Origin of the sequence: Sphingomonas fucosidasi, assembly GCF_036663855.1 — a bacterium.
In the GTDB taxonomy this organism is placed as follows: Bacteria; Pseudomonadota; Alphaproteobacteria; order Sphingomonadales; family Sphingomonadaceae; genus Sphingomonas; species Sphingomonas faeni_B.
Genome location: NZ_JAXOJR010000002.1, coordinates 427,538 through 449,371, shown reverse-complemented (window position 1 = coordinate 449,371; position 21,834 = coordinate 427,538). Strand labels below are relative to the sequence as shown.

The 21,834-nt window shown below is 66.1% G+C and carries 22 protein-coding genes; 14 read left to right on the top strand and 8 right to left on the bottom strand.

The genetic code is table 11. The features are described from left to right. Positions 1-169: 169 nt before the first annotated feature. The 4 genes from U1737_RS05600 to U1737_RS05585 all read left to right on the top strand — a co-directional run bounded on the left by U1737_RS05600 (position 170) and on the right by U1737_RS05585 (position 3,264). The gene (locus U1737_RS05600) at positions 170-1,375 is read left to right on the top strand and encodes a trans-sulfuration enzyme family protein (RefSeq protein WP_332795925.1); all 1,206 of its coding nucleotides are present in this window, start codon (positions 170-172) and stop codon (positions 1,373-1,375) included. After that, the gene (apaG, locus tag U1737_RS05595; protein ID WP_332795924.1) at positions 1,372-1,770 is read left to right on the top strand and encodes a Co2+/Mg2+ efflux facilitator ApaG/CorD; all 399 of its coding nucleotides are present in this window, start codon (positions 1,372-1,374) and stop codon (positions 1,768-1,770) included. The genes U1737_RS05600 and apaG overlap by 4 nt, the downstream gene beginning before the upstream one ends. Positions 1,771-1,912: 142 nt before the next feature. Next, positions 1,913-2,695 carry a LysR family transcriptional regulator gene (locus U1737_RS05590; protein WP_332795923.1) on the top strand — a complete coding sequence of 261 codons (783 nt, stop codon included), beginning with the start codon at positions 1,913-1,915 and terminating at the stop codon, positions 2,693-2,695. Continuing rightward, positions 2,692-3,264 (top strand): GNAT family N-acetyltransferase, encoded by a 573-nt coding sequence (locus U1737_RS05585; RefSeq protein WP_332795922.1) that lies wholly within the window; start codon positions 2,692-2,694, stop codon positions 3,262-3,264. Before U1737_RS05590 ends, U1737_RS05585 begins: the two co-directional genes overlap by 4 nt. Before the next feature lie 153 nt (positions 3,265-3,417). On the opposite strand, the gene U1737_RS05580 is transcribed toward U1737_RS05585, so the two are convergent. Then, on the bottom strand, positions 3,418-4,689 hold the full coding sequence (locus U1737_RS05580; protein WP_332795921.1) for a serine hydrolase: 1,272 nt from the start codon (positions 4,687-4,689) through the stop codon (positions 3,418-3,420). Continuing rightward, complete coding sequence (locus U1737_RS05575) at positions 4,689-5,543, bottom strand: ABC transporter permease (protein ID WP_248522309.1); 855 nt, start codon at positions 5,541-5,543, stop codon at positions 4,689-4,691. Before U1737_RS05575 ends, U1737_RS05580 begins: the two co-directional genes overlap by 1 nt. Positions 5,544-5,608: 65 nt before the next feature. Between U1737_RS05575 and U1737_RS05570 the strand changes: the two genes are divergently transcribed. Further along, positions 5,609-6,340, top strand: a complete 732-nt coding sequence (locus U1737_RS05570; RefSeq protein WP_332795920.1) for a GcrA family cell cycle regulator — start codon at positions 5,609-5,611, stop codon at positions 6,338-6,340. A 319-nt stretch (positions 6,341-6,659) separates the two neighbouring features. Here U1737_RS05570 and U1737_RS05565 read toward each other — a convergent pair whose 3' ends face one another. Next, positions 6,660-7,505, bottom strand: coding sequence for an outer membrane protein (locus U1737_RS05565; protein WP_248522305.1), 846 nt, complete (start codon positions 7,503-7,505; stop codon positions 6,660-6,662). Positions 7,506-7,663: 158 nt separating this feature from the next. On the opposite strand from U1737_RS05565, the gene parE reads away from it, so the two are divergent. From parE to queE, 7 genes are all read left to right on the top strand, one after another. Further along, a complete protein-coding gene (parE, locus tag U1737_RS05560; protein WP_248522303.1) occupies positions 7,664-9,673 on the top strand; it encodes a DNA topoisomerase IV subunit B in 2,010 nt (669 codons plus the stop codon). 103 nt (positions 9,674-9,776) lie between these two features. Continuing rightward, positions 9,777-10,934 (top strand): hypothetical protein, encoded by a 1,158-nt coding sequence (locus U1737_RS05555; RefSeq protein ID WP_332795919.1) that lies wholly within the window; start codon positions 9,777-9,779, stop codon positions 10,932-10,934. A 79-nt stretch (positions 10,935-11,013) separates the two neighbouring features. Further along, positions 11,014-12,204, top strand: coding sequence for an aspartate aminotransferase family protein (locus U1737_RS05550; protein WP_332795918.1), 1,191 nt, complete (start codon positions 11,014-11,016; stop codon positions 12,202-12,204). A gap of 169 nt (positions 12,205-12,373) precedes the next feature. Further along, entirely contained in the window at positions 12,374-13,297 is a 924-nt protein-coding gene (argF, locus tag U1737_RS05545; protein WP_248522297.1) for an ornithine carbamoyltransferase, read from the top strand. A 357-nt stretch (positions 13,298-13,654) separates the two neighbouring features. Continuing rightward, the gene (hslO, locus tag U1737_RS05540) at positions 13,655-14,542 is read left to right on the top strand and encodes an Hsp33 family molecular chaperone HslO (RefSeq protein ID WP_248522295.1); all 888 of its coding nucleotides are present in this window, start codon (positions 13,655-13,657) and stop codon (positions 14,540-14,542) included. Positions 14,543-14,859: 317 nt separating this feature from the next. Then, positions 14,860-15,564, top strand: a complete 705-nt coding sequence (gene queC, locus U1737_RS05535; protein ID WP_248522293.1) for a 7-cyano-7-deazaguanine synthase QueC — start codon at positions 14,860-14,862, stop codon at positions 15,562-15,564. 4 nt (positions 15,565-15,568) lie between these two features. Next, positions 15,569-16,201, top strand: a complete 633-nt coding sequence (queE, locus tag U1737_RS05530; protein ID WP_332795917.1) for a 7-carboxy-7-deazaguanine synthase — start codon at positions 15,569-15,571, stop codon at positions 16,199-16,201. A gap of 236 nt (positions 16,202-16,437) precedes the next feature. On the opposite strand, the gene U1737_RS05525 is transcribed toward queE, so the two are convergent. The 3 genes from U1737_RS05525 to lipB form a co-directional block, all read right to left on the bottom strand. Then, a complete protein-coding gene (locus tag U1737_RS05525) occupies positions 16,438-17,148 on the bottom strand; it encodes a hypothetical protein (RefSeq protein ID WP_332795916.1) in 711 nt (236 codons plus the stop codon). A 282-nt stretch (positions 17,149-17,430) separates the two neighbouring features. Next, positions 17,431-17,697, bottom strand: coding sequence for a hypothetical protein (locus U1737_RS05520; protein WP_128455324.1), 267 nt, complete (start codon positions 17,695-17,697; stop codon positions 17,431-17,433). Positions 17,698-17,785: 88 nt separating this feature from the next. After that, entirely contained in the window at positions 17,786-18,466 is a 681-nt protein-coding gene (gene lipB, locus U1737_RS05515; protein WP_443027085.1) for a lipoyl(octanoyl) transferase LipB, read from the bottom strand. A gap of 99 nt (positions 18,467-18,565) precedes the next feature. Here lipB and U1737_RS05510 point away from each other — a divergent pair, with 99 nt between their 5' ends. Both U1737_RS05510 and U1737_RS05505 read left to right on the top strand, forming a co-directional pair. Beyond that, positions 18,566-19,387: a hypothetical protein gene (locus U1737_RS05510; protein WP_332795915.1), complete on the top strand. Its 822-nt coding sequence runs from the start codon at positions 18,566-18,568 to the stop codon at positions 19,385-19,387. Further along, complete coding sequence (locus tag U1737_RS05505; RefSeq protein ID WP_332795914.1) at positions 19,384-20,124, top strand: hypothetical protein; 741 nt, start codon at positions 19,384-19,386, stop codon at positions 20,122-20,124. The genes U1737_RS05510 and U1737_RS05505 overlap by 4 nt, the downstream gene beginning before the upstream one ends. Positions 20,125-20,247: 123 nt before the next feature. Here the strand turns inward: U1737_RS05505 and U1737_RS05500 are convergent, their stop codons facing one another. Further along, on the bottom strand, positions 20,248-20,841 hold the full coding sequence (locus tag U1737_RS05500; protein WP_332795913.1) for a GNAT family N-acetyltransferase: 594 nt from the start codon (positions 20,839-20,841) through the stop codon (positions 20,248-20,250). A gap of 1 nt (position 20,842) precedes the next feature. Further along, entirely contained in the window at positions 20,843-21,685 is an 843-nt protein-coding gene (gene hemF, locus U1737_RS05495; protein ID WP_332795912.1) for an oxygen-dependent coproporphyrinogen oxidase, read from the bottom strand. Positions 21,686-21,834: the final 149 nt, after the last annotated feature.

Sequence of the window (21,834 nt, the reverse complement as noted above, 5' to 3'; positions counted from 1 at the left end):
CCGAAGGTGACGGAGGGGGAGGGTACGGCACAGAGGTTTTCCTTTACCTCCCCCTCCGTCTGGCAAGAGCTAGCCACCTCCCCCTGGCGGGGGAGGATTGAGACACGCGGACCGCCCCCGACACCTGCAAGGCTTGTCATCCCCGCTCCCCCCCGGCAAAGCGGCGCGCATGAAGCGCAAGACCGGCCAGGATCGTTCGATCACCCAGAATTGGCGTCCCGCGACGCGCGCCATCCGCGGCGGCACCGCCCGCAGCGAATATGGCGAGACGTCGGAGGCGTTGTTCCTCACCTCGGGCTATTGCTACGACAAAGCGGGCGACGCCGCGGCGCGCTTTGCCGGCGAGCAGGAGGGGATGACCTATTCCCGCCTGCAGAACCCGACCGTGCAGATGCTCGAGGAGCGGATCGCTCTGCTGGAAGGCGCCGAGGCGTGCCGGACGATGGCGACCGGCATGGCGGCGATGACCGCGGCGCTGTTGTGCCAGCTCCAGACCGGCGATCACCTCGTCGGCGGGCGTGCGGCGTTCGGGTCGTGCCGCTGGTTGACCGATACGCTGCTCCCGAAATTCGGGATCGCCACGACGATAGTCGATGCGCGCGATCCGCAGGCGTTCCTCGACGCGGTTCGCCCTGAAACGAAGGTGTTCTTTTTCGAGACGCCCGCCAACCCGACGATGGACATCGCCGATTTGAAGGCGATTTGCGACATCGCGCGTGAACGCGGCATCACGACCGTGGTCGACAACGCGTTCGCGACGCCGGCCTTGCAGCGGCCTATGGAGTTCGGTGCGGACGTGACGGCCTACAGCGCGACCAAGATGATGGACGGGCAGGGCCGCGTGCTCGCCGGCGCCGTCTGTGGCACCGAGGATTTCATCACCAACACGCTGCTCCCGTTCACGCGCAACACCGGCCCGAACTTGTCACCGTTCAATGCATGGGTGGTCCTCAAAGGCCTCGAGACGCTCGACCTGCGCATCCACCGCCAGTCCGAGAACGCGATGAAGGTCGGGCAATTCCTCGAAGGCCGTGTGCCCCGCGTGCTGCATCCCTTCCTGCCGAGCCATCCGCAGCATGAACTGGCGATGCGCCAGATGGACGCCTGCGGCCCGATCTTCGCGTTCGAGGTCGAGGGGCGCGAGCAGGCGCATGCGTTGCTCGATGGTCTCGAACTGGTCGACATCTCGAACAACATCGGCGACTCGCGCTCGCTGATGACGCACCCGGCCTCGACCACGCACGCCAGCGTCTCGCCCGACAAGCAGATCGAGATGGGCGTGACCGAGGGGTTGTTGCGGATCAACGTCGGGCTGGAGGATGCGCAGGACGTGATCGACGACCTTGATCAGGCCTTGAGGCAGGCAGGATTGTGAAGGCGCTGTTCCCCAACGCGGCGACGACCGATGGGGTGACGGTGCGCGTGTCGGTCAGCTATTTGCCCGAACAGTCCGAGCCCGAGCGCGGCCGTTGGTTCTGGGCGTATCATATTCGCCTCGAGAACGAGGGCACGGAGACGGTCCAGCTGCTGACCCGCCACTGGGTGATCACCGATGGCCGCGGTGCGCGCCACTCGGTCGAAGGCGAGGGCGTGGTCGGCGAACAGCCGGTGATCGAACCGGGCGCGAGCTTCGACTATGTCTCGGGCTGCCCGCTCGCCACCCCGTCGGGCGAGATGCTGGGCAATTACCGCATGGTCCGCGAGGACGGCGCGATCTTCGACGTCGAGATCCCCCGCTTCTCGCTGTTCGCCCCCGCGGTGCTGCATTGATGCGCGAACACCACATTCACCGTCATCCCAGCGAAAGCTGGGATATCCATGGGGCGGGCGCGACGATCGCCAACGGGGATACCCCAGCTTTCGCTGGGGTGACGAATGTTGGCCGGTTCCTGGCCGCTCAGGGGCACGTCCAATGAAGCGCACGCATCTTCCGCTCAACGGCCTGCGCGTCCTCGACGCGGCGGCGCGGCATCTGTCGTTCACGCGGGCCGCGGACGAACTCGCGGTGACGCCGGCGGCGGTCGGGCAGCAGATCCGTGCGCTGGAGGACACGCTGGGCGTCGTCCTGTTCCGGCGTACCACGCGCGGGCTCGAACTGACGCCTGAAGCAGAGGCCGGCCTGGGCGCGCTGCGTGGCGGGTTCCTCCAGTTCGAGGAGGCCGTCCGCGCAATGCAGGCGGGGCAGTCGTCCAAATCGCTGACGATCGCCGCGCCGCGCGACCTGACCGAGAAGTGGCTGATGCCGCGGCTCGCACAGATCGCCGAGGCGGATACCGAGCTGCGGTTCGTGCTGATCACCGCGGACGAGAATGTCGACTTTACCGAAGCCAATCTCGATCTTGCGATCCGTTGGGGCGATGGCCCGGGCGAGCATGAGGGCGAGGCGCTCGAATCCGAAGGCATGGTGACGATCGCCAAGCCCGGGACCGATAGCGAAGCCGCAATTGCTTGGTCCGGTGAGGACGGTGTTGCGCTGGTCCGCGTAACCGATGCCGGCCTTGCGATCGACGCGGCGGCGGCAGGGCTTGGTCGCGCGACCGTCCCCGAACTGCTGGCGCGGCGCGATCTGGCGCAGGCCCGCGTTCGGCTGATCGGCGAGTCGCAGCCGTCGAAGGGGGGGTATTGGCTCGTCGCCCCGCTCCCGCAGTGGCGCCAGAAGAAAGTCCGCGCGCTCGTGGATGCGCTGACCGCGTGAGGCAACCCGGACGGAGACCACGGCGCGCCGGTGTATCGCCGGTGCTCAAGACGCGGCGGCTGCGATTGCGGCCGCTGGTCGAGGACGATGCAACCGCGTTGCACCCTATGCTCGCCGATGCGGAGCTGATGGCCTATTCCGCGGACGGTCCGCTCGGCAGCGTCGACGACGTCCGCACCTACCTCGCCGAGGAGGCCGCGCCCGGCAACCAGCGCACCTGGGCGATCACCCGCGCCGGCGATGACCGTGCGATCGGCTGGGTCTCGGGGAGCGAGGCTGACGGGGTCGGCGTGACCGAGATCGGCTTCATCCTGGCGCGTGAGGCCTGGGGGCGGGGGATCGCTCGCGAGGCCGTGTCGGCGGTGATCGACCGGTTGTTCGCGGAAGGGCGCAAGCGCGTGTTCGCGGATGCGGATACCGAGAATACTGCGTCGATCCTGTTGCTGGAGCGCCTGGGTTTCCGCCGCGAGCGGTTGTTGCGCGACGAGTGGGAAACGCATCTGGGGTTGCGCGACAGCCTGATCTACGGGCTGTGCGCGGATAGCTGGCAGGCCGCCGGGCGGGCTTAGTTACCGCTGCCATTCCCACAGATCCACCACCCCGGCGAAGGCCGGGGCCCAGGTGGAAAGGTGGTCGTAACGGCGCGCTGCTCTCAGTCAGCGACGTTTCCCAACTGGGCCCCGGCCTCCGCCGGGGTGGTGCAGGGTCAGACGACCGCTACTTTACCGCGCCGCGAGCAACGCCAGCGCCCGCCCCATCAATCCCGCGAACCGGACCTCGTTCACTGCATCGTCCGCTCGGTGCCAGTTCCCGGTCGCCGCATACCAGCGCCCGTCCTTCGCCTGCACCAGATAGTTCAGCGTCAGGACTCCAGGCTCGCCGCCACCCTTGAAGCCGACATACCCAAACCGCTTGGCGATCGCCGGATCGACCCCCGCATTCACCGCCAGCACCGCCCGAGTCGTTGCATCCGCGCCGCGCAACCGATCCATCAGGCCCGCCATCGCCGCCGGGCTCGCAAACCACTCGACGCTGTCGATCGCCACCGGCTTGCCCGCAAACACGGTCGGATCCAGCTTGGCCGTGGCGATCTTCACCGCATTGTCGACCAACAGCGCCCGCCGTTCCTCCACCGATCCCGCCGCCCAAGCCTTCGTCAGCGCCGAATCACCCTTCAGCGCGAACATCTCGCGCGTGGTCATCACCGGCACGCTGCCGCCCGCCGCCTCCGCCATCGCATCGACCTTCGTCCGCCCGAGCGTCGTCAGCAGCGTATCCGTCGCGGTGTTGTCGCTGATCGAGATCATCAGCGTCGCCAGTGTCTGCACCGTTACCGGCGACTCCGCCGGCCAGGTCTGCAACACGCCCGACGGCAACGATGGCGCACCCACCTTCACGACATCCGTCCAGTGACGCTCGTCCGCAGCCACCTGCCGCGCAAGCTCCGCCAGCACCCATAGCTTGAACGCAGACCCTAGCGGTGCGGCGATATCCGCACGGTATTCGAGGATCGGCTCAGGCTTGCCCGCACCAAGCGCATACAACCCCAACCCGCTGGCCCCCGGCAGCGCGCGAAATTCCGCCTCGACTTTCGCGAGGCTATCGTCCCGCGCACCTGTGCCGGTGATCAGCAATCCGGTGGCGGCATGCGGCGCTGCCGGATCGAGCGCCAAGCGGACGCTTGCCGTCCCCCGCTCGTAACCGACGACCAGATCGGCGCTCCACGCCCACGTCGCTGTCAGCGACTCGATCTTCTGGGGTGCGCCCAGCGTCGCCTTCAGCTTCGCGACGATCGTGGAGAACTGCGCCTTAGGTACCTTCTCGCGGAAGCTCGCCGCGAAATACGTATCATACGCGCCGCGCCCGTCGAGGATCGCGACCAGCGCATCGGCCTTCGTCCGCAGCGCCGGATCCGCCACAGCCCCCTGCGCCACCGCACCGACCGGCAGCAACGCTACCGCCAACGCCAGCAGCCAGAGCGCGAGCCTGTGCATCAGTTCTTCAGCTTCCAACCGCTCTTGAGCAACCGGTAGCAGAGCGTCGCCAGCACCACGTCGATCACCAGGATCACGATCCCGCCGACCATCACCGGCGAGTCGGCAATTCCGAGGAACCCGTAGCGAAAGCCCGAGATAACGTAGAAGAACGGGTTGGCATGGCTGAACGCGCGGAACGCCGGCGCAAGCTTGTCGACCGAGTAGAAGGTCCCCGACAGAAGCGACAAAGGCGCGATCACGAAGTTGGTGACCGCGGCGGCATGATCGAACTTGTCTGCCCAGATCGACGTCAGCACGCCGAGCAGCGCGAGGAACACCGCGCCGAGCAGCCCGAACCAGATGATCGCGAGCGGCGCATGCGGCGTCACGTGCACGCCCGGATACAACGCCATCGCCGCCCACACGACGATCCCGACGATCACCGCACGTGTCACCGCGCCACCGACCAGCGCCGCCAGCAACTCACCGGTGGACAACGGTGGCTGCAAGTAATCGACGATCGTTCCCTGCATCTTGCCGACCAGCAGCGAGAAGCTCGCATTGGCGAACGCCGGCCCCATCATCCCCTGCGCAATGATCAGCCCCGGCGCGATGAAATCGGCGAAGGCGACGATCTGGCCATCGACAGGAACCGGGCTTTTCGCGCCGGTCGCGATGGTGAAGACGATCAGAAACAGGAGCGTCGTGATCGCCGGCGCCCACACCGTCTGAAGCTGCACCTTGAAGAACCGGCGCACCTCCTTGATATAGAGGGTTCGCAATCCCTCCCAGTTCACGCTCTTTATGACGGGAACGCCGGGGGCGGAGTGTACCGCCGAATGGATTTCACCGATTGGGGGCTGGCTGCTCATAGGGGTTGCGGGTAATCGCTGCCGCTGCCGCCCGCAACCCGGCTGAGCAAGACTGAGGAACGAACATGTCCTGGACCGACGAGCGCATCCAGACGCTCAAGACGATGTGGGAGGCCGGCCAGACCGCCAGCCAGATCGCCGAAGCCCTGGGTGGCGTCAGCCGCAACGCCGTGATCGGCAAGGCGCACCGCCTCGAGCTGCAGGCGCGTCCGTCGCCGGTGAAGCCGAACGATCCCGAGGCGAAGGCTGCTGCTGCGGCGGAGGCATCGGCCTCGATCGCGACTGCGGCTCCCGAGCCGGTCGAAGTCGAAGCACCCAAGCCCGCCCCCGTCGCGCCGCCCGTCGCCGCTGCGCCCAAGCCCGCCGCACCGGTCGTGGCCGAGCCGGTCGTCGACGAGCCCGAGGACGACGAGGACGAGGATGAGGTCGCTCCGGTTGCCGCGCCTGTCCGTGCGCCGCAGCCGATCCTGCGCTCGGTCGGTCCCGGCGGCTTCCTGCGCCAGGCGCCCGGCGAACAGCAGCCGCCGAGCACGCCCGCGCCGCCGCGTCGTCTCGTGCCCGCCAAGCCGTCGCCCGAAATGGCGAACAAGACGAGCTTGCTCGAGCTGAACGACCGCATCTGCAAATGGCCATTGGGTCATCCCGGCGAGCCCGACTTCCATTTCTGCGGCAAGGCGGTGAACCCGGGCTTCCCGTATTGCGTCGATCACTGCGGCCATGCCTACCAGGCGCAGCTGCCCCGCCGCGATCGCCGCCCGACTCCGCCGCTTCCCTTTGGTGGTCCGCGGCCTCGTTGAGCCTGTTCTAGAGCTGGGGTCCGTAACCCAGTAGCGTCGCCTCAACGCGTTCTCGTCATCGTGACGAAAGTCAGGACCCAGGATACCGAGCGGCAACGTATGTGGCTCTGGGTCCTGACTTTCGTCAGGATGACGAAGCGGGTGGACCATCGCTGGCTCACAAGTCGCGAACACGAAAAAGGCCGCTCCCTCGTCCGAGGAAGCGGCCTTTTTCATATCACGCTAGCCATGGGCAAAGCCCATGTCGTCGGCCACGGCGAGCTGCGCCGGCCGGGCTTGGGCGAGTCCTGCACCAGCTTGGTGCAGGCCGCCCTGCGCCTCAGAACCTAAACGCAGCCGTGGCGCGCAGGCTGTGCCAGCGGAAGTCCTGCGAGTCGCGACGGAAGTCGGTGCCCGACGCGTTGCCACGCGTGAACGGACCGCCAGCGGGGCCGCCGGCTGCGCGGACGCGGTAGTCGTTGTCCTGATACTGGTGGTACTGATATTCGAGACCGACCGAGAAGTTGCGACCCAGCTTCTGCTCGATGCCGCCGCCACCGACGATGCCCCATTCCTTGCTGCCACCGTTGCTGGTGAAGGTGTTGGCCGTGTTGCCGGTCGTGAAGCTGTTGTCGATGTTGGCATAGCCGACGCCGAACGTGCCGTAGAACAGCGTCGTGTTCGCCGCATAACCCAGGCGACCGCGTGCCGATGCTTCCCACTTCAGGTCGCGCGTCATCGTGTAGAAGGCGGGCGTGGTGCTGAACGCCGAGACGCTGTCGCTGATCTCGTTCTTGCCGAACTCGCCGACCACGCCGACGACGATGTTGCCGCGCTGGTAATCCGCGCCGACCCGTGCCGAATAGCCGATGCCGTCCTTGTCGCTACGGCAGCCACGGCCCCCAGCGGCGGGCGCGGTGTTGCTGGTCGCGCGACCGTTGCAGAAGCCCGGCGAGAACGCGTTGGCGACGGTCGCAGTCGAGATGGTGTCGGCGAAGACGCCATCCAGATTGCGATCGAATGCGATCGACTCGCCATTGTCGTTAGGCTGCACGTCATAGCCGAACGAGCCGCCGACATAGAGGCCGTTGAACGGCGCATCGTCGGTCATGTCCTGTGCGGCGGCAGGCGCCGCGAAACCCAAAGCGGCAACGCCTGCAAGCGCCGCCATCATCGTCTTAGTCATATTCACTCCCGGAAATTCCATGACAGGTTTTTCATAAACGGCCGATCGCGGAAAATTATGCAGCGAGCACAACAATCTGCGCGGATGTGACTTTCTGGCAACAGGGAGAACAAACAGAGCCTGTGGCTTTGTCCAACGCGTCCGGCTACGCTCGCGCCATGGCTGAAGATCTGTTCGCGTCCCCCTCGACGCCCGGCGCCGGCAAGACCGCCGCCAATACCTATGATGCCTCTTCGATCGAGGTGCTCGAAGGCCTCGAACCCGTCCGCCGCCGCCCCGGCATGTATGTCGGCGGCACCGACGAACGCGCGCTGCATCACCTCGCCGCCGAAGTGCTCGACAACGCCATGGACGAGGCGGTCGCGGGGCATGCGACGCGGATCGAAGTCACGCTGGAGGCGAACAACCGCCTGACGATCGTCGACAACGGCCGCGGCATCCCGGTCGATCCGCATCCGAAGTTCCCTGACAAGTCGGCGCTGGAGGTGATCCTCTCGACGCTCCACTCAGGCGGCAAGTTCGCGGGGAAAGCCTATGCGACGTCGGGCGGCCTGCACGGCGTCGGCATCAGTGTGGTCAACGCGCTGTCGTCGGACACCGTCGTCGAGGTCGCACGCGATCGGCAGCTGTATCGCCAGCGCTTCGCCAAGGGGCTGACCCTCGGCCCGATCGAGCATCTCGGCCCGACGCCCAACCGCCGCGGGACAAGCGTCGCGTTCACGCCCGACACCGAGATCTTCGGCACCGAACTGAACTTCAAGCCGCAGCGCCTCTACAAGCTCGTCCGCTCGAAGGCGTATCTCTTCGCGGGCGTCGAGATCCGCTGGCACTGCGCCCCCGATCTGATCGCTGACGACACGCCTGCTCAAGCCGTCTTCCAGTTCCCCGGCGGCCTCGCCGATCACCTCCGCGACCAGATCGCTGGCCGCGAATGCGCGACCTCAGATTTCTTCTCCGGCTCGCAGGATTTCCCGAGCGCGAACGGCGAGACGCAGGGCCGCGTCGAATGGGCGGTCGCGTGGCCGCTATGGAGCGACGGTTCGTACAGCTGGTATTGCAACACCATCCCGACCCCCGATGGCGGCACGCACGAACAGGGCCTCCGCCAGGCGCTCGTCCGCGGCCTTCGTGCCTTCGGTGATCTCGTCGGCAACAAGAAGACCAAGGATATCAGTGCGGACGACGTCATGGTCGGCAGCGAGTTGATGCTGTCGGTCTTCATCCGCGAACCGCAATTCCAGAGCCAGACCAAGGATCGCCTCACCAGCCCCGAAGCCGCCGGCCTCGTCGAAAAGGCAGTCCGCGATCATTTCGACCATTTCCTCAGCCACAACATGGAGCGCGGCAAGGCGCTGCTGAACTACGTGCTGGAGCGGATGGACGAGCGCCTGCGCCGCAAGCAGGAACGCGACGTCAAGCGCAAGACCGCCACCTCCGCGCGCAAACTGCGCCTGCCTGGCAAGCTCACCGACTGCTCCGCCAACTCGCCCGAAGGTACCGAGTTGTTCATCGTCGAGGGCGACTCGGCCGGCGGCTCGGCCAAGCAGGCGCGTGATCGGAAAACGCAGGCGATCCTCCCGATCCGCGGCAAGATCCTCAACGTCGCATCGGCGACCAGCGCCAAGATCTTCGCCAACCAGGAAATCGCCGACCTGACGCTCGCGCTAGGCTGCGGCACGCGGAAGGACTGCACGCCCGACACGCTCCGCTACGAACGCATCGTCATCATGACCGACGCCGACGTCGACGGCGCGCATATCGCCACGCTGCTGATGACGTTCTTCTTCCAGGAGATGCCCGAACTCGTCCGCCGCGGGCATCTCTACCTCGCCCAACCGCCGCTCTACCGCCTGACAGTCGGCACCAAGAGCGTCTACGCCCGCGACGACGCCCACCGCGCCGAACTCGAACGCACCGTGTTCAAGGGCAAGAAAGTCGATGTCGGCCGCTTCAAGGGCCTCGGCGAGATGAACCCGAGCCAGCTCCGCGAAACCACGATGGACCCCGCCACCCGCGGCATGCTCCGCATCACGCTGCCGCAGGAGTACGAGGAGCGCGCGCAGGTGAAGGACCTGGTCGACCGCCTGATGGGCAACAATCCCGCGCACCGCTTCGCCTTCATCCAGGAAAACGCCGGCCGCATGGACGAGGAAGCGATCGACGCATGAGCCGGTAAATTCAGCTCGGACGTCGTTGTAAACACGGTCGATGGACAAGCGTGCACGGTTGGATACAGTGGCGCAGGATGTTGCTCGGGTAGGGCTTAGCCGGATGATCTTGCTCGTCGCCGTTATGCTTCAAGCCGCCGCCGCGGCAGCCACGCCTGCCGAGGCACTCGGTAATGACAAGACCATCGTCGTCGTAGGACAGCGCCTAACCAGTACCGAACGCGCCTTGGCCGAATGTATCGCGCGCAATTGCCCACCCAAGGAAGAGATCGACGCATCGCTTGCGCATGCCGAGAACCAGTTTCTGGCCGGCGACTATGTGGCATCCCGACGGACGTTGCTGAAAGCGCGCAGCCGCAACCAGAAATATGCAAAGGACCTGCCCGTTGACGTCGCCGACCTGATCCGCGCGAATGGCCGACTGGCCAGTTTGAATGGCCAAACGAATTCGTCGCGGATCAACGCGATCGACTCGCTGGACGTTCTGAAAAGCGGGCTTGGCAAGAGCGATCCGCGTGTCCTGATGCAGCGTCTTATCGTCGGTGATAATTTTGCCAAGGAACGACGTATTTACGCGGCCGTGGAAGTCTATGGCAAGGTCGCGAAGCAGGCCGCGGATGCAGGCCTGAAGGAGGTGGAAGGGCTTGCCCTGTTACGCACAGCCGTCCTCTATGGGGCGCTGGCGAGCGTGGAGCCGGCGTATGACTATCAAGCGCGCAAGGCGATCCGCAGGATACAGGATACGACGGATGCCGACCTCGCGCCTTTTCGCGAGGCGGTGGTAACGCTCGAACGCCACCTGCAGGCGGGAAACAAGGCGCATGACGTCGAAAAGACCGAACTCGCAAAGACCCCTTTGGCGCAGCGTACCGACAAGGCGGTGCTAGTCTATGCACCGGCCGTCACGTTGCCCGAGCGTTCGAAAAGTGGATCGGGCGTCGTGCTCATGACCGGCGATCCCGAACCGCAATGGATCGACGTGGCATTCATGGTCCGGCCCGACGGTACGGTACAGGATGTCGATGTCGTGCGACAATCCGACAACGTTCGCGGTCGTTGGATAGAAGCGGTCGAGGCGGCGCTGGCGAAGCGACTGTACAGGCCGCTAGCCATGGCTGCTGACAGGCCGGGACTGCGACGGATCGAACGCTATTCCCTGATCTATGACGTGGTTTCCGCAAAGGCGTCTAACATTCGTGTGCGTTCGAATGTGCCTCGGATAGAGGCGACCGATCTTACGGTCGACAAACCCTCCGGTTGACGCGTCGGCTGCCACGCTCGTATTAGACGGCTCGGGCGGCCGGTACGGGTCGCCCTTGCTGTTTGAAGGAGTTGCCGTCGTGACCATCACCCCGCTCATGCCCGTCTACCCGCGGTGTGGCGTGCGTCCGGTCCGAGGCGAGGGCGCGTACCTCTATGGCGAGGATGGCCAGCAATATCTGGATTTCGCGAGCGGCATCGCGGTCAACGCGCTTGGCCACGCGCATCCGCATCTGACCAAGGCGATCGCCGAGCAGGCTGCGACGCTGATGCACGTGTCGAACCTGTACGGATCGCCCCAGGGCGAGCATCTCGCGCAGCGGCTCGTCGACAAAACGTTCGCGGACACCGTGTTCTTCACCAACTCCGGCGCGGAAGCGGTCGAGTGCGCGATCAAGACCGCGCGGCGCTATCATTTCGCCAACGGCAATCCGCAGCGGCACACGCTGATCACGTTCGACACCGCGTTCCACGGGCGCACGCTGGGGACGATCTCGGCCACCAATCAGGCCAAGATGCGCGACGGCTTCGAGCCGTTGCTGCCGGGGTTCGCCTATGCCAACTTCAACGATCTCGAAGGCGCGCTCGCGCTGATCGATGACAACACCGCCGGGTTCCTGGTCGAGCCGATCCAGGGCGAGGGCGGTATCCGCCAGGCGAGCCACGAATTCCTGACCGGCCTTCGCAAGGCGTGCGACGAGCATGGTTTGTTGCTGGTGCTCGACGAGGTCCAGTGCGGCTATGGCCGGACCGGCAAGTTCTTCGCGCACGAGCTGTACGGCATCACGCCCGACATCATGTCCGTCGCCAAGGGTATCGGCGGCGGTTTCCCGCTCGGCGCATGCCTGGCGACCGAGGAAGCGGCCAAGGGCATGGTCGCGGGCACGCACGGCTCCACCTATGGCGGCAATCCGCTCGGGATGGCAGCAGGCGAGGCGATCCTGGACGTGATCCTCGAGGACGGCTTCCTCGATAACGTCACCGCGATGGGGGACCGGTTGCGGCAGGGGCTCGAACAGATGATCCCGAACCATGATCACCTGTTCGACAGCGTCCGAGGCACCGGGCTGATGCTCGGGCTGAAGCTCAAGAGCGACAGCCGCGCGTTCGTCGCGTTCGCGCGCGATCATCACAATCTGCTGCTGGTATCGGCGGGCGAAAACGTCATTCGCATCCTGCCGCCGCTGGTGATCGACGAGAGCCACATCGCCGAGTGCATCGACAAGCTGTCGACCGCCGCGCGGGTGTATGTGCCGGCTGCCGACGATTGAGCGCCTTTGCGCGGTCACTAAATGCCGTTCGTCCTGAGTAGCCACTGAGCGAAGTCGAAGTGGCGTATCGAAGGACTGGCCCGCTTGGGGCACTGTCCTTCGATATGGGTCTTCGGCTTCGCTCAGCCCCTACTCAGGACGAACGGAACTTCTTACGGGGTCCGTTACCATGAGCAACCGCCATTTCCTGAATCTCACCGATGCCGGAGCCGACGGCATCGCCGCGATGCTCGCCGACGCACTCGACCGCAAGGCGGCCCGCGCCGGCTTCCCAAAGGGCCGCGCCGACGCTGATGCGCCGCTTGCCGGCCACACCCTCGCGATGGTGTTCGAGAAGAACTCGACCCGCACGCGCTTCTCGTTCGACATGGCGATCCGCCAGCTCGGCGGCACCTCGATCGTGTCCGACGCAGGCTCGATGCAGCTCGGGCGCGGCGAGTCGGTCGCCGACACCGCGCGCATCCTGTCGGGCTATGTCGACGCGATCATGATCCGCACCGACGATCACGCCAAGATCGAGGAGATGGCGCATTACGCCTCGGTGCCGGTCATCAACGGCCTGACCGACGCCTCGCATCCGTGCCAGATCATGGCTGACCTGTTGACGATCATCGAGAGCGGCAAGACGCTGCCCGGCCTTAAGGTCGCGTGGCTGGGGGACGGCAACAACGTGCTGGCGTCGATCGTCGAGGCGGCCGGGTTGATGCACTTCGACGTCGTCGCAGCCTGCCCGCAGGGGTATATGCCGACCGAAGCCGATGTGGCGCGGGGCAAGGGCCGGGCGCGTATCGTGTCGACGCCGCGCGAGGCGGTCGAGGGCGCGGACATCGTCGTCACCGACACCTGGATTTCGATGGGGCAGGCGCATGCCGAGACCAAGCTGGCGGCTCTGACTCCGTATCAGGTCGACGCCGCGCTGATGGCGCTGGCCAAGCCCGATGCGAAGTTCCTCCACTGCCTGCCTGCGCATCGCGGTGAAGAAGTCACGCCCGAGGTGATCGACGGCCCGCAGTCGCTGATCTGGCAGGAAGCGGAGAACCGTCTCCACGCGCAGAAGTCGGTGCTGCGCTGGTGCTTTGGCCAGATCGGCTGAAAGGGCAGAGGTAACACGCCGTTTACGTCAGCCGGCCCCTCCGTCATCCCAGCGAAAGCTGGGATCTCCCCGGTACGAGCCACGACGTCCGCCAACAGGGATACCCCAGCTTCCGCCGGGGTGACGGACATGGGGGATGACGGGCAAAAGCCGCCGCCTGCCTGTGAAGGGACCACAATCTCGCCCCGTCCGTCATACCAGCGAAAGCTGGGATCTCCCGGTGCAACCCGCGACGTCCGCCAACGGGGATACCCCAGCTTCCGCTGGGGTGACGGACGCGGGGCGGGGTGACGGATGGTAAATCGGGTTGACCCGCCGCCTTCGCTCCCCATCTTCCCTCCGATGAACGACCCCAACATGACCGATCTCGACCGCGCGCTGGCCTTCGCGATCCCCGCGCGCAGCGCCCGCGGCCGGATCGTCCGGCTTGGCACCGCGCTCGACGAAGTGCTCGCCGCGCACGCCTATCCCTCCGCGATCGAGAAGCTGCTCGCCGAGGCGCTCACGCTCGCCGCGCTGATCGGCTCGACGCTGAAGGACGCCAGCGGCCAGCTGACGATGCAGACGCGCACCGACAACGGCGTCGTCCAGTTGCTCGTCTGCGATTACCGGGGCGGCGAGGTGCGCGGCTATATCGAGTACGATGCCGACAAGCTCGCCGAAGCCCCCGCCGAGCCGTCGCTGTTCGCGCTGTTCGGCGCCGGTTACCTCGCGATCACGTTCGACATGGCGAGCAGCAACGAGCGCTATCAGGGCATCGTGCCCCTCGACGGCGACACGCTGTCTGAGGCCGCGCAGAGCTATTTCACCCAGTCCGAGCAGATCCCGACGATGATCCGCACCGGCATGGCGAAGGGCCCGGACGGCCGCTGTGTCGCCGGGGGACTGTTCCTCCAGCATCTTCCCGAGGGCGAGGATGGCCGCGAACGGCTGCACACCAAGCTCGACCATCCCGAGTGGGAGCATGTGGCGACGCTCGGCAACACGATGGGTGCGGACGAACTGACCGACGCGACCTTGCCGCTGGAGACCTTGGTATGGCGGCTGTTCAACGAGGAGGAGGACGTCCGCATCCTCGCGGATATCCCGATCGTCCGCGGGTGCCGCTGCGATCCGGACTATATCAAGGGCGTGATCTCGAAATTCCCGATCGAGGAGCGTCAGTCGATGGCGGACGAGACCGGCTTCATCGTCGTCGACTGCGCGTTCTGCGCGAAGAAATTCCCGGTACCGGTGGAAGGTTAAAACCCTCGCCCCTCCGGGGAGAGGGAGGGGCCCGCGCGTACTTGCGCGTGGGAGGGTGAGGGGCGTGAGGCTCGGGACACCATTCCCAACTACCCCTCACCCTTCCGCAGCCAAGCGGCTGCTCCCTCCCTCTCCCCGTAGGGGAGAGGGAAAAGACGACCGTTAACGTCCTTTTCACCCCTCTTCGCTACCCCTGATCACGTGCTTTTATTCGGCACGTTTTTTCTCCCTTGTGGCGCGATCTGCGCCAACCTCAGGGCCGCTCCACCGGGCGGCCCTTTCTTTTTGCGCGCCGCTGGCCTAGCGCACTCCGCATCATGACATCTCCTGCTCCCTTTGCGGTCGCGCTCGTTTCGGGCGGGCTCGACTCGATGGTATCCGCCGCGATGGCGCGCGAAGCCGGCCAGCGCCTGCTCGCGCTGTCGTTCGACTATAACCAGCGCCACCGCGTCGAACTCGCCGCTGCGCGCCGGATCGCCGACGCGCTCGGCGCCGAACGCCATATCGTCCTGCCGATGGACCTGTCCGCGTTCGGCGGCTCCGCGCTGACCGCCGATATCGACGTCCCCAAGGACGGCGTGGGCACCGAAGACGGCGGCGGCATCCCCGTCACCTACGTGCCCGCTCGCAATACGATCTTCCTCAGCCTCGCGCTGGGCTGGGCCGAGGCAGCCGGCGCGCGCGACATCTATATCGGCGTCAACGCGCTCGATTATTCGGGCTATCCCGATTGCCGCCCCGAGTTCATCGCCGCCTTCGAAGGTCTCGCCGAACTCGCCACCAAGGCCGGCGTCGAGGGCGATCCGTTCCGTATCCAGGCGCCGCTTCAAAACATGACCAAGGCGGATATCGTCCGCGAAGGTACGCGCCTCGGGCTCGATCTCGGGCTGAGCTGGTCGTGTTACGATCCGGCACCGGGCTCGCTCCATTGCGGCGAGTGCGACAGCTGCCGCCTGCGCGCGCGCGGTTTCGACGAGGCGGGCATCGCCGATCCGACCCGCTACGCCGTAAAGCCGGTCTGACGCGATGAGCTACGCGGTCAAGGAGATGTTCCTGACGCTGCAGGGCGAGGGCGTGAACGCCGGCCGCCGTGCAGTGTTCGTGCGGTTCGCCGGCTGCAACCTCTGGTCGGGTCGCGAACAGGACCGCGCGACTGCTGTGTGCAAGTTCTGCGATACCGAGTTCGTCGGCACCGACGGACTCGGCGGCGGCAAGTTCGCCGATGCGCGAGGCTTGGCGGTGGCAGTCGCGGGCTTCTGGGGGGAGGGCGCGCACGACCGCTTCGTCGTCCTGACCGGCGGCGAGCCTATGCTCCAGATCGACGATGCGATCGTCGACGCGCTGCATGCCGAGGGTTTTCGGATCGCGATGGAGAGCAACGGGACGATCGCATCGCATCCGGGTATCGACTGGGTGTGCATCAGTCCGAAGGCGGGCAGCATCGTCGTCCAGCGCACCGGTGACGAACTGAAGCTGGTCTGGCCGCAGCCGGGGACCGATATCGCCGATATCGAGACCTGGGACTTCGCGAACCTGCTGCTCCAGCCGCTCGACGATCCGCAGGCGGACGCCAACCGCGAGGCGTGCGTGGAGATGGTGATGGCGCGGCCGCAATGGCGGTTGTCGTTGCAGACGCACAAGCTGCTGGGCTTGCGCTGAGCGGTTGGGGCGAGCGTCCCTTGAGGATGTCCGCTCCCCCAGATCCCCCAATCCGTCATCCCAGCGAAAGCTGGGATCTCCCCGGGTGGCGCTTGTCGTCCGCCTCGTGAGATACCCCAGCTTTCGCTGGGGTGACGGATTGGAGGAAGGGGCTGGTGTTCGTTCTTACCGATAGCCGCCCGCTGCCAGTTGGCCTCAGCCGCTACGGCAAGAAGCAGTTTGGATCCGTAGCGACGTTACCGCCCGGCAATCCCGACACCGACCGGCGGCCAGTTCTGCGCGCCGCACTTCTTCACGACCCATTCGCCCTTCTTGTTCCAGCAAATCGTGTCGAGACGGACCATCATGGGCGCCGACCGCTCGTTGCCGATGTAGCGCGGGAAGCGCTGTTCGCCCCACGGAATCAGGCTGTTGCGCAGTTCACGCGAGCGGGCCAACGCGACCTCGAAGAAATGCCCACGCGGTGCGAACACCGCGTCGCGACTGATCGAGGCGGCGGTCTGGCAGAAGCCGTATTGCGCGGCGACCGTCGCGAAGCTGGAATAGGTGCGCGTCCCGAACTGGTCGAGCGCGGCCTGCCCGGCGCGGGCACCGGCGGCCTTGTTCACGCGCAGGAAATACTTGGTCAGCGTATCGAACGCGCCTTTCAACTCTTCGCCATGATCGGCGAGGATCGAATTATAGTTGGGCACGGTCAGCAGCGTCGGCTCGAACTGGCATTGCAGCGCGGCGACGTTGAGCGCGGCGCGCATGTGCCAGACGAGCGCAGCGCGCGTTTCCGCGGAGGTCGCACCCGGCAGGGGCTGGCCCAGATCGGCCTCATCCCCGGTGACCGCTGCGGCCGAAAAATCGCGCGACTGCAAAAAGAACTGCGCCGACGCCGACTGCGCCGCAGCGAGCCCGCTCGACGCCACGCATAGCGCGAGCGCGGTACGCAACACCTTCATTCCAACCTCCCCAGGGCACACTTCAAGTCCGCGAATCTAGAGCGTTTCCGCAAAACTCCCAAGCGAATTTAACCTTTTCCGGTGATCGGCAGAACATCGTCCGCGGCGTATCGCACAACTCGATTCGCCGCCTCCGAAACGATCGCGGCAGGTGACGCAAGTCCGTCCACCAACGCGTGGACGCGCCGTAACGAAAAAGGCCGCCCGGTTGCCCGGGCGGCCTTTCACAACACGTAATTCCGGTCGGAGGCTGCCTGCCGAAACGGGCAATCTCCGCGGAGATTACATTGCGTTGTTGGTCATCATGGTGTCGTTCGACATCATCGTGTCGTTCGCCATCATGGTGTCGTTGGCCATCATGCCACCGTTCATCGTGCCGTCAACGGCAGTCATGTTGTCGGTCATGGTGTCCATGCCTTCGGTGGCGTTCATGTCGGTGACCATCGTGTTGTCGGTGGTCGTCTCGGTCTTAGGACCGCAAGCCGAAACGGCGAGTGCTGCGCTGGCGATCAGCGAACCGGTCAGGACCTTGGAAATGAGTGCACGCATGTGGAAGCTCCCTAGATAGAGGATTTGGCTGGCTGCTCGCCCTTAATACCCAAATCGTAGTGGACATTAATCCGATAACGCTTTGTCCTCAAGCCTCGTTTTGCTGAGGACAAGAAACTGTTTCAAGGAAAGCATCGACCGTCAACGCAAGGGCGGCGTCGAAAGTTGCAAGGTCGGCCGGAATGCCGAGCGATTGCAGGCTGGTAACGCCGTATTCGGGCAGGCCGCACGGGACGATACCACCGAAGTGCGACAGGTCCGGGGCGACGTTCACCGAGAAGCCGTGAAGCGTCACCCAGCGTTTCACGCGCACGCCGATCGCCCCGATCTTGGCTTCGCGTCCCCGATCGAGCGTCCAGATGCCGACCCGCCCATCGACCGCGAATGCCTCGACGCCGAGTTCGCCGAGCGCCGCGATCACCCAGGATTCGAGCGCGTGGACGTAACAGCGCACGTCGCGCCCGCGCTTGGTGAGGTCCAGCACGACATAGCCGATCCGCTGCCCCGGCCCGTGATAGGTGTATTTGCCCCCACGGCCGGTCGGGATCACGGGAAAGCGCGCGTCGATCAGGTCGCCTGCCTCCGCGCTGGTGCCGGCGGTATAGACCGGCGGGTGCTCGAGCATCCACAACAGCTCGCGCGCCTCGCCTGCGCCGACCGCGACCGCGCGTGCCTCCATCTCCGCCAGCGCGTCGGCATAGGGGGTCAGGCCGGCACTGGTGCGCCATTCGATGCCGGCGGCGGCGGCGGAGGGGGGCAGGGTGGTCACGATCCCCAATTGCGCACCCGCGCGTCGACTTGCAACCTGTGGTCAAGTGCGGGGGCTTGGGCTAACTCGCGCAGAGCAGGAACCGGGGGAGCACGGCACATGGTGAAGATGGGAACGGTCTGGGATCGCACGGTCGAGGTGCTCAACGGGCGCACCGGCATGATCGCGCCGATCGCGGTGCTCGGCATCTTGTTGCCCAGCGTCGTCCGGGACGGCTTCGTCGCCTTCTCGGCGCCGGGGACGGCGATGTTCGCGCTGGTCGGCGGCGTGCTGACGATCGTGGCCTTGATGGCGATGATCTGGGCGCAGCTCGCGATCGTCGCGATCGCGACCGACCCGGCCACCGACGCACCCGCGGCCCGACGTCAGGCCAGCGCGCGCGTCTGGCCGGCGCTTGGCATCACGGTGATCCTGATGATCGTCGCACTGCTGTTCGTGGTGCCGCCGATCGTCGTGCTGATCCAGTCGGGCTTCGACTTCACCGCCGCCGCGAACGGGTCGAGCGCACAGATGACCCCGCCCAGCGCGGGTGCGGCCGGATTCGTCGGGCTGTACGGCCTCGCCTACATGATCGCCGTCGTCTGGATCGGCGCGCGGCTGGTGCTGCTCAACCCGGTCGTCCTCAACGAACGTCTCGGCATCGGCGCGATCCGGCGCTCGGTCCGGCTGACCAAGGGGCTGACGTGGCGGATCATCGGCGTGATGATCCTGTTCGCGATCGTGACGCTCGTCTCCACCTGGGCCGCGCAGGCGGTCACCGGGATCCTCTTCCGCCTCGCACTCGGCGCCGAAGGGATCGCCACCGCGACCTTCCTGTCGGGGATCGCCGCGACGATCGTCACCACCGCCTTCACCGCGCTCGCCGCCGTCTTCACCGCGCAGATCTATGTCGCCGTCAGAGAGAAATCCGTCACCCCATGAAGCTCGATTTCGCGACCGTCCTCACCGACGCCTGGAGCCTGTTCAAGCGCGACCGCGACCTGCTGCTGCGGATCGCCGCACCGTTCCTGTTCCTGCCCGCGTTCGCGCTCGCCTTGGTCGTGCCCGATCCGCCGATGCCTGTGGCAGGGGCGGGCGACAACGAGGCGCAGGCGATGGCCTGGGCCGACGCGGTGCAGACCTGGGCGGGCGCGCATGGCGGCTGGTACCTGCTCGCCTATGTGACGAGCTTCTTCGGCACGTCGCTATTCTATGCGCTGTATCTCGATCGCGACCAGCTCGACCTGCGGCAGGCGTTGACGCGCTGCCTGCGGATCTTCCCGCGCTTCCTGCTGGCGATGGTGATCGTGTCGCTGCCGGCGGGGGCGGGGTTGCTGCTGTATGCGATTCCCGGCCTCTACATCCTCGGCCGGACGATGCTGACCGGGCCTGCGCTGTTCGCCGAAGCGCCGCTAGGGGCGCTCGGCGCGATCCGCCGTAGCTTCATGCTCAGCCGCGGTTCCGGACTGCCGCTGATGGGGCTGGCGGCGTTCAGCTATATCAGCGGGTGGATCGCCGGCGCGCCGTTCATGATGCTGGATCGTGCGTTGCGCGAGGCGGGCGAACCCAACCCGGTCGCGCTGGCAATCGTCGACGCCGGCGCCGCGGTGGCGGCGATGGCAGCGGGTATCGCGATGGCCCTGATCGCCGTCTCCGCTTACCGCCGCCTGGCGCGGTAGGCCTGCCCCACCACCCCCGTCATGCTGGGCTTGTTCCGGCATCCACCGATGCGCACACTCGACAAAGCTTGGTTTGCGGAACGGTGGACCCCGGAACAAGTCCGGGGTGACGGAGTGGGCGAACTACCCCCGCTTCCCCAGATACGGAATCTGCGGCGCGGTCTCCGGCGGCAGCAATCCAGAAGCCCGAGGATCGGGAAACGTCTCGATCGTCCGCTTCACCGCCACGAACCCCTGCGCCCGATAAAACCCCAGCGCACTCGGATGATCGAGCGTGCAGGTATGCAGCCAGACCCGCTCCACCCCCTTCGCCCAGGCCCGGGCGCAAGCCTCGGCCATCAGCCACCGCCCACGCCCTTGCCCCGCCAGTTCCGGGATCAACCCGAAATACGAAATCTCGCACGCGCGGCCCGCGCGGAAATCGAGTTCGAGCATGCCGACCTCGATCCCCGCCGGATCGATCACCGCATACACCGCGATCCCCGTATCATGGACGATCGTCGCCAGCGCATCGTCCGCCATCGCTAGTCGCGAGTACCAGAGCCACGGGCTGCCCACCCGCCGGAACAGCGCGCGATATTTCTCCAGCGCCGGCCGCTCCCACCGCACCAGCCGCAACCGCGACCCCGGGCTCGGCCGCAGCGGCGGCCGCTTGCGCATCTCCAGCGTCGTGACGATCGTCGCGAGGACGTCGTCGGCAACCGGGATCAGCGCCATCTCAAGACCAGGTCGCGCGTGGCGGCAGGCTCATCAGGATCGCATCGATGTTGCCGCCGGTCTTGAGCCCGAACAGCGTGCCGCGGTCATAGACGAGGTTGAACTCGGCATAGCGCCCGCGCCATTCGAGCATCTGCGCCTCGTCGGCGGCGGTGAACGGCGTATCCATCCGTCGCCGCACGATCCGCGGATAGGCCTCCAGAAACGCTTCGCCGACATCGCGCGTGAACGCGAAATTGGTCTCGAAATCGCCATCGAGATGATCGAAGAAAATCCCGCCCACGCCGCGGCTGACCTTCCGGTGCGGGATATAGAAATAGGTCTCGGCCCATTCCTTGAAGCGGGGATAATGCGCCGGATCATGCGCGTCGCACGCCGCCTTCATCGTCGCGTGGAAGTCGGCCGTATCCTCTTCGATCGGCAGCGGCGGGTTGAGATCGCCGCCGCCGCCGAACCAGCGCTTGGTGGTGTTGAGGAAGCGGCAGTTCATGTGCACCGCCGGCACGTGCGGGTTGGTCATGTGCGCGACTAGGCTGATCCCGGTGGCAAAGAAGCGCGGGTCGTCGCCCGCGCCGTGGATCGACTTGGCGAAATCGCCCTCGAACGTCCCGCCGACGGTCGAGACGTTGACGCCGACCTTCTCGAACACGCGGCCCTTCATCACGCCCATCACGCCACCGCCGCCGGGTTCGCCCGACGGATCGACCCGGTTCCACGGGGTGTATTCGAACGCCGCGTCGGACCCCGCCTCCCGCTCGATCGCCTCGAACTCGGCGCAGATGCGATCGCGCAGGGATTCGAACCAGGTTCGGGCGGCGGCTTGCTGGGGGTCGAGTTCGATCATGGGACGTCTCTACCAAATCCTCCCCGGAACGGGGAGGGGGACCGTTCGGCTACTTGGCCGAAGGGTGGAGGGGGCTTCCACGAGCGTGCCGGTTGTTATGACGAAGCGGTGCGTTCGCGGTGAACCCCCTCCACCAGCTTCGCTGGTCC

What these genes read in the sequence shown, in the direction of transcription:
- U1737_RS05565 (WP_248522305.1), bottom strand. Translation starts at nt 7,505, where the DNA reads ATGACTAAGACGATGATGGCGGCGCTTGCAGGCGTTGCCGCTTTGGGT.
- queE (WP_332795917.1), top strand. Translation starts at nt 15,569, where the DNA reads ATGAGCTACGCGGTCAAGGAGATGTTCCTGACGCTGCAGGGCGAGGGC.
- parE (WP_248522303.1), top strand. Translation starts at nt 7,664, where the DNA reads ATGGCTGAAGATCTGTTCGCGTCCCCCTCGACGCCCGGCGCCGGCAAG.
- hslO (WP_248522295.1), top strand. Translation starts at nt 13,655, where the DNA reads ATGACCGATCTCGACCGCGCGCTGGCCTTCGCGATCCCCGCGCGCAGC.
- argF (WP_248522297.1), top strand. Translation starts at nt 12,374, where the DNA reads ATGAGCAACCGCCATTTCCTGAATCTCACCGATGCCGGAGCCGACGGC.
- U1737_RS05580 (WP_332795921.1), bottom strand. Translation starts at nt 4,689, where the DNA reads ATGCACAGGCTCGCGCTCTGGCTGCTGGCGTTGGCGGTAGCGTTGCTG.
- U1737_RS05590 (WP_332795923.1), top strand. Translation starts at nt 1,913, where the DNA reads ATGAAGCGCACGCATCTTCCGCTCAACGGCCTGCGCGTCCTCGACGCG.
- U1737_RS05520 (WP_128455324.1), bottom strand. Translation starts at nt 17,697, where the DNA reads ATGCGTGCACTCATTTCCAAGGTCCTGACCGGTTCGCTGATCGCCAGC.
- U1737_RS05570 (WP_332795920.1), top strand. Translation starts at nt 5,609, where the DNA reads ATGTCCTGGACCGACGAGCGCATCCAGACGCTCAAGACGATGTGGGAG.
- U1737_RS05525 (WP_332795916.1), bottom strand. Translation starts at nt 17,148, where the DNA reads ATGAAGGTGTTGCGTACCGCGCTCGCGCTATGCGTGGCGTCGAGCGGG.
- U1737_RS05575 (WP_248522309.1), bottom strand. Translation starts at nt 5,543, where the DNA reads ATGAGCAGCCAGCCCCCAATCGGTGAAATCCATTCGGCGGTACACTCC.
- hemF (WP_332795912.1), bottom strand. Translation starts at nt 21,685, where the DNA reads ATGATCGAACTCGACCCCCAGCAAGCCGCCGCCCGAACCTGGTTCGAA.
- U1737_RS05510 (WP_332795915.1), top strand. Translation starts at nt 18,566, where the DNA reads ATGGTGAAGATGGGAACGGTCTGGGATCGCACGGTCGAGGTGCTCAAC.
- U1737_RS05505 (WP_332795914.1), top strand. Translation starts at nt 19,384, where the DNA reads ATGAAGCTCGATTTCGCGACCGTCCTCACCGACGCCTGGAGCCTGTTC.
- U1737_RS05500 (WP_332795913.1), bottom strand. Translation starts at nt 20,841, where the DNA reads ATGGCGCTGATCCCGGTTGCCGACGACGTCCTCGCGACGATCGTCACG.
- U1737_RS05600 (WP_332795925.1), top strand. Translation starts at nt 170, where the DNA reads ATGAAGCGCAAGACCGGCCAGGATCGTTCGATCACCCAGAATTGGCGT.
- U1737_RS05555 (WP_332795919.1), top strand. Translation starts at nt 9,777, where the DNA reads ATGATCTTGCTCGTCGCCGTTATGCTTCAAGCCGCCGCCGCGGCAGCC.
- queC (WP_248522293.1), top strand. Translation starts at nt 14,860, where the DNA reads ATGACATCTCCTGCTCCCTTTGCGGTCGCGCTCGTTTCGGGCGGGCTC.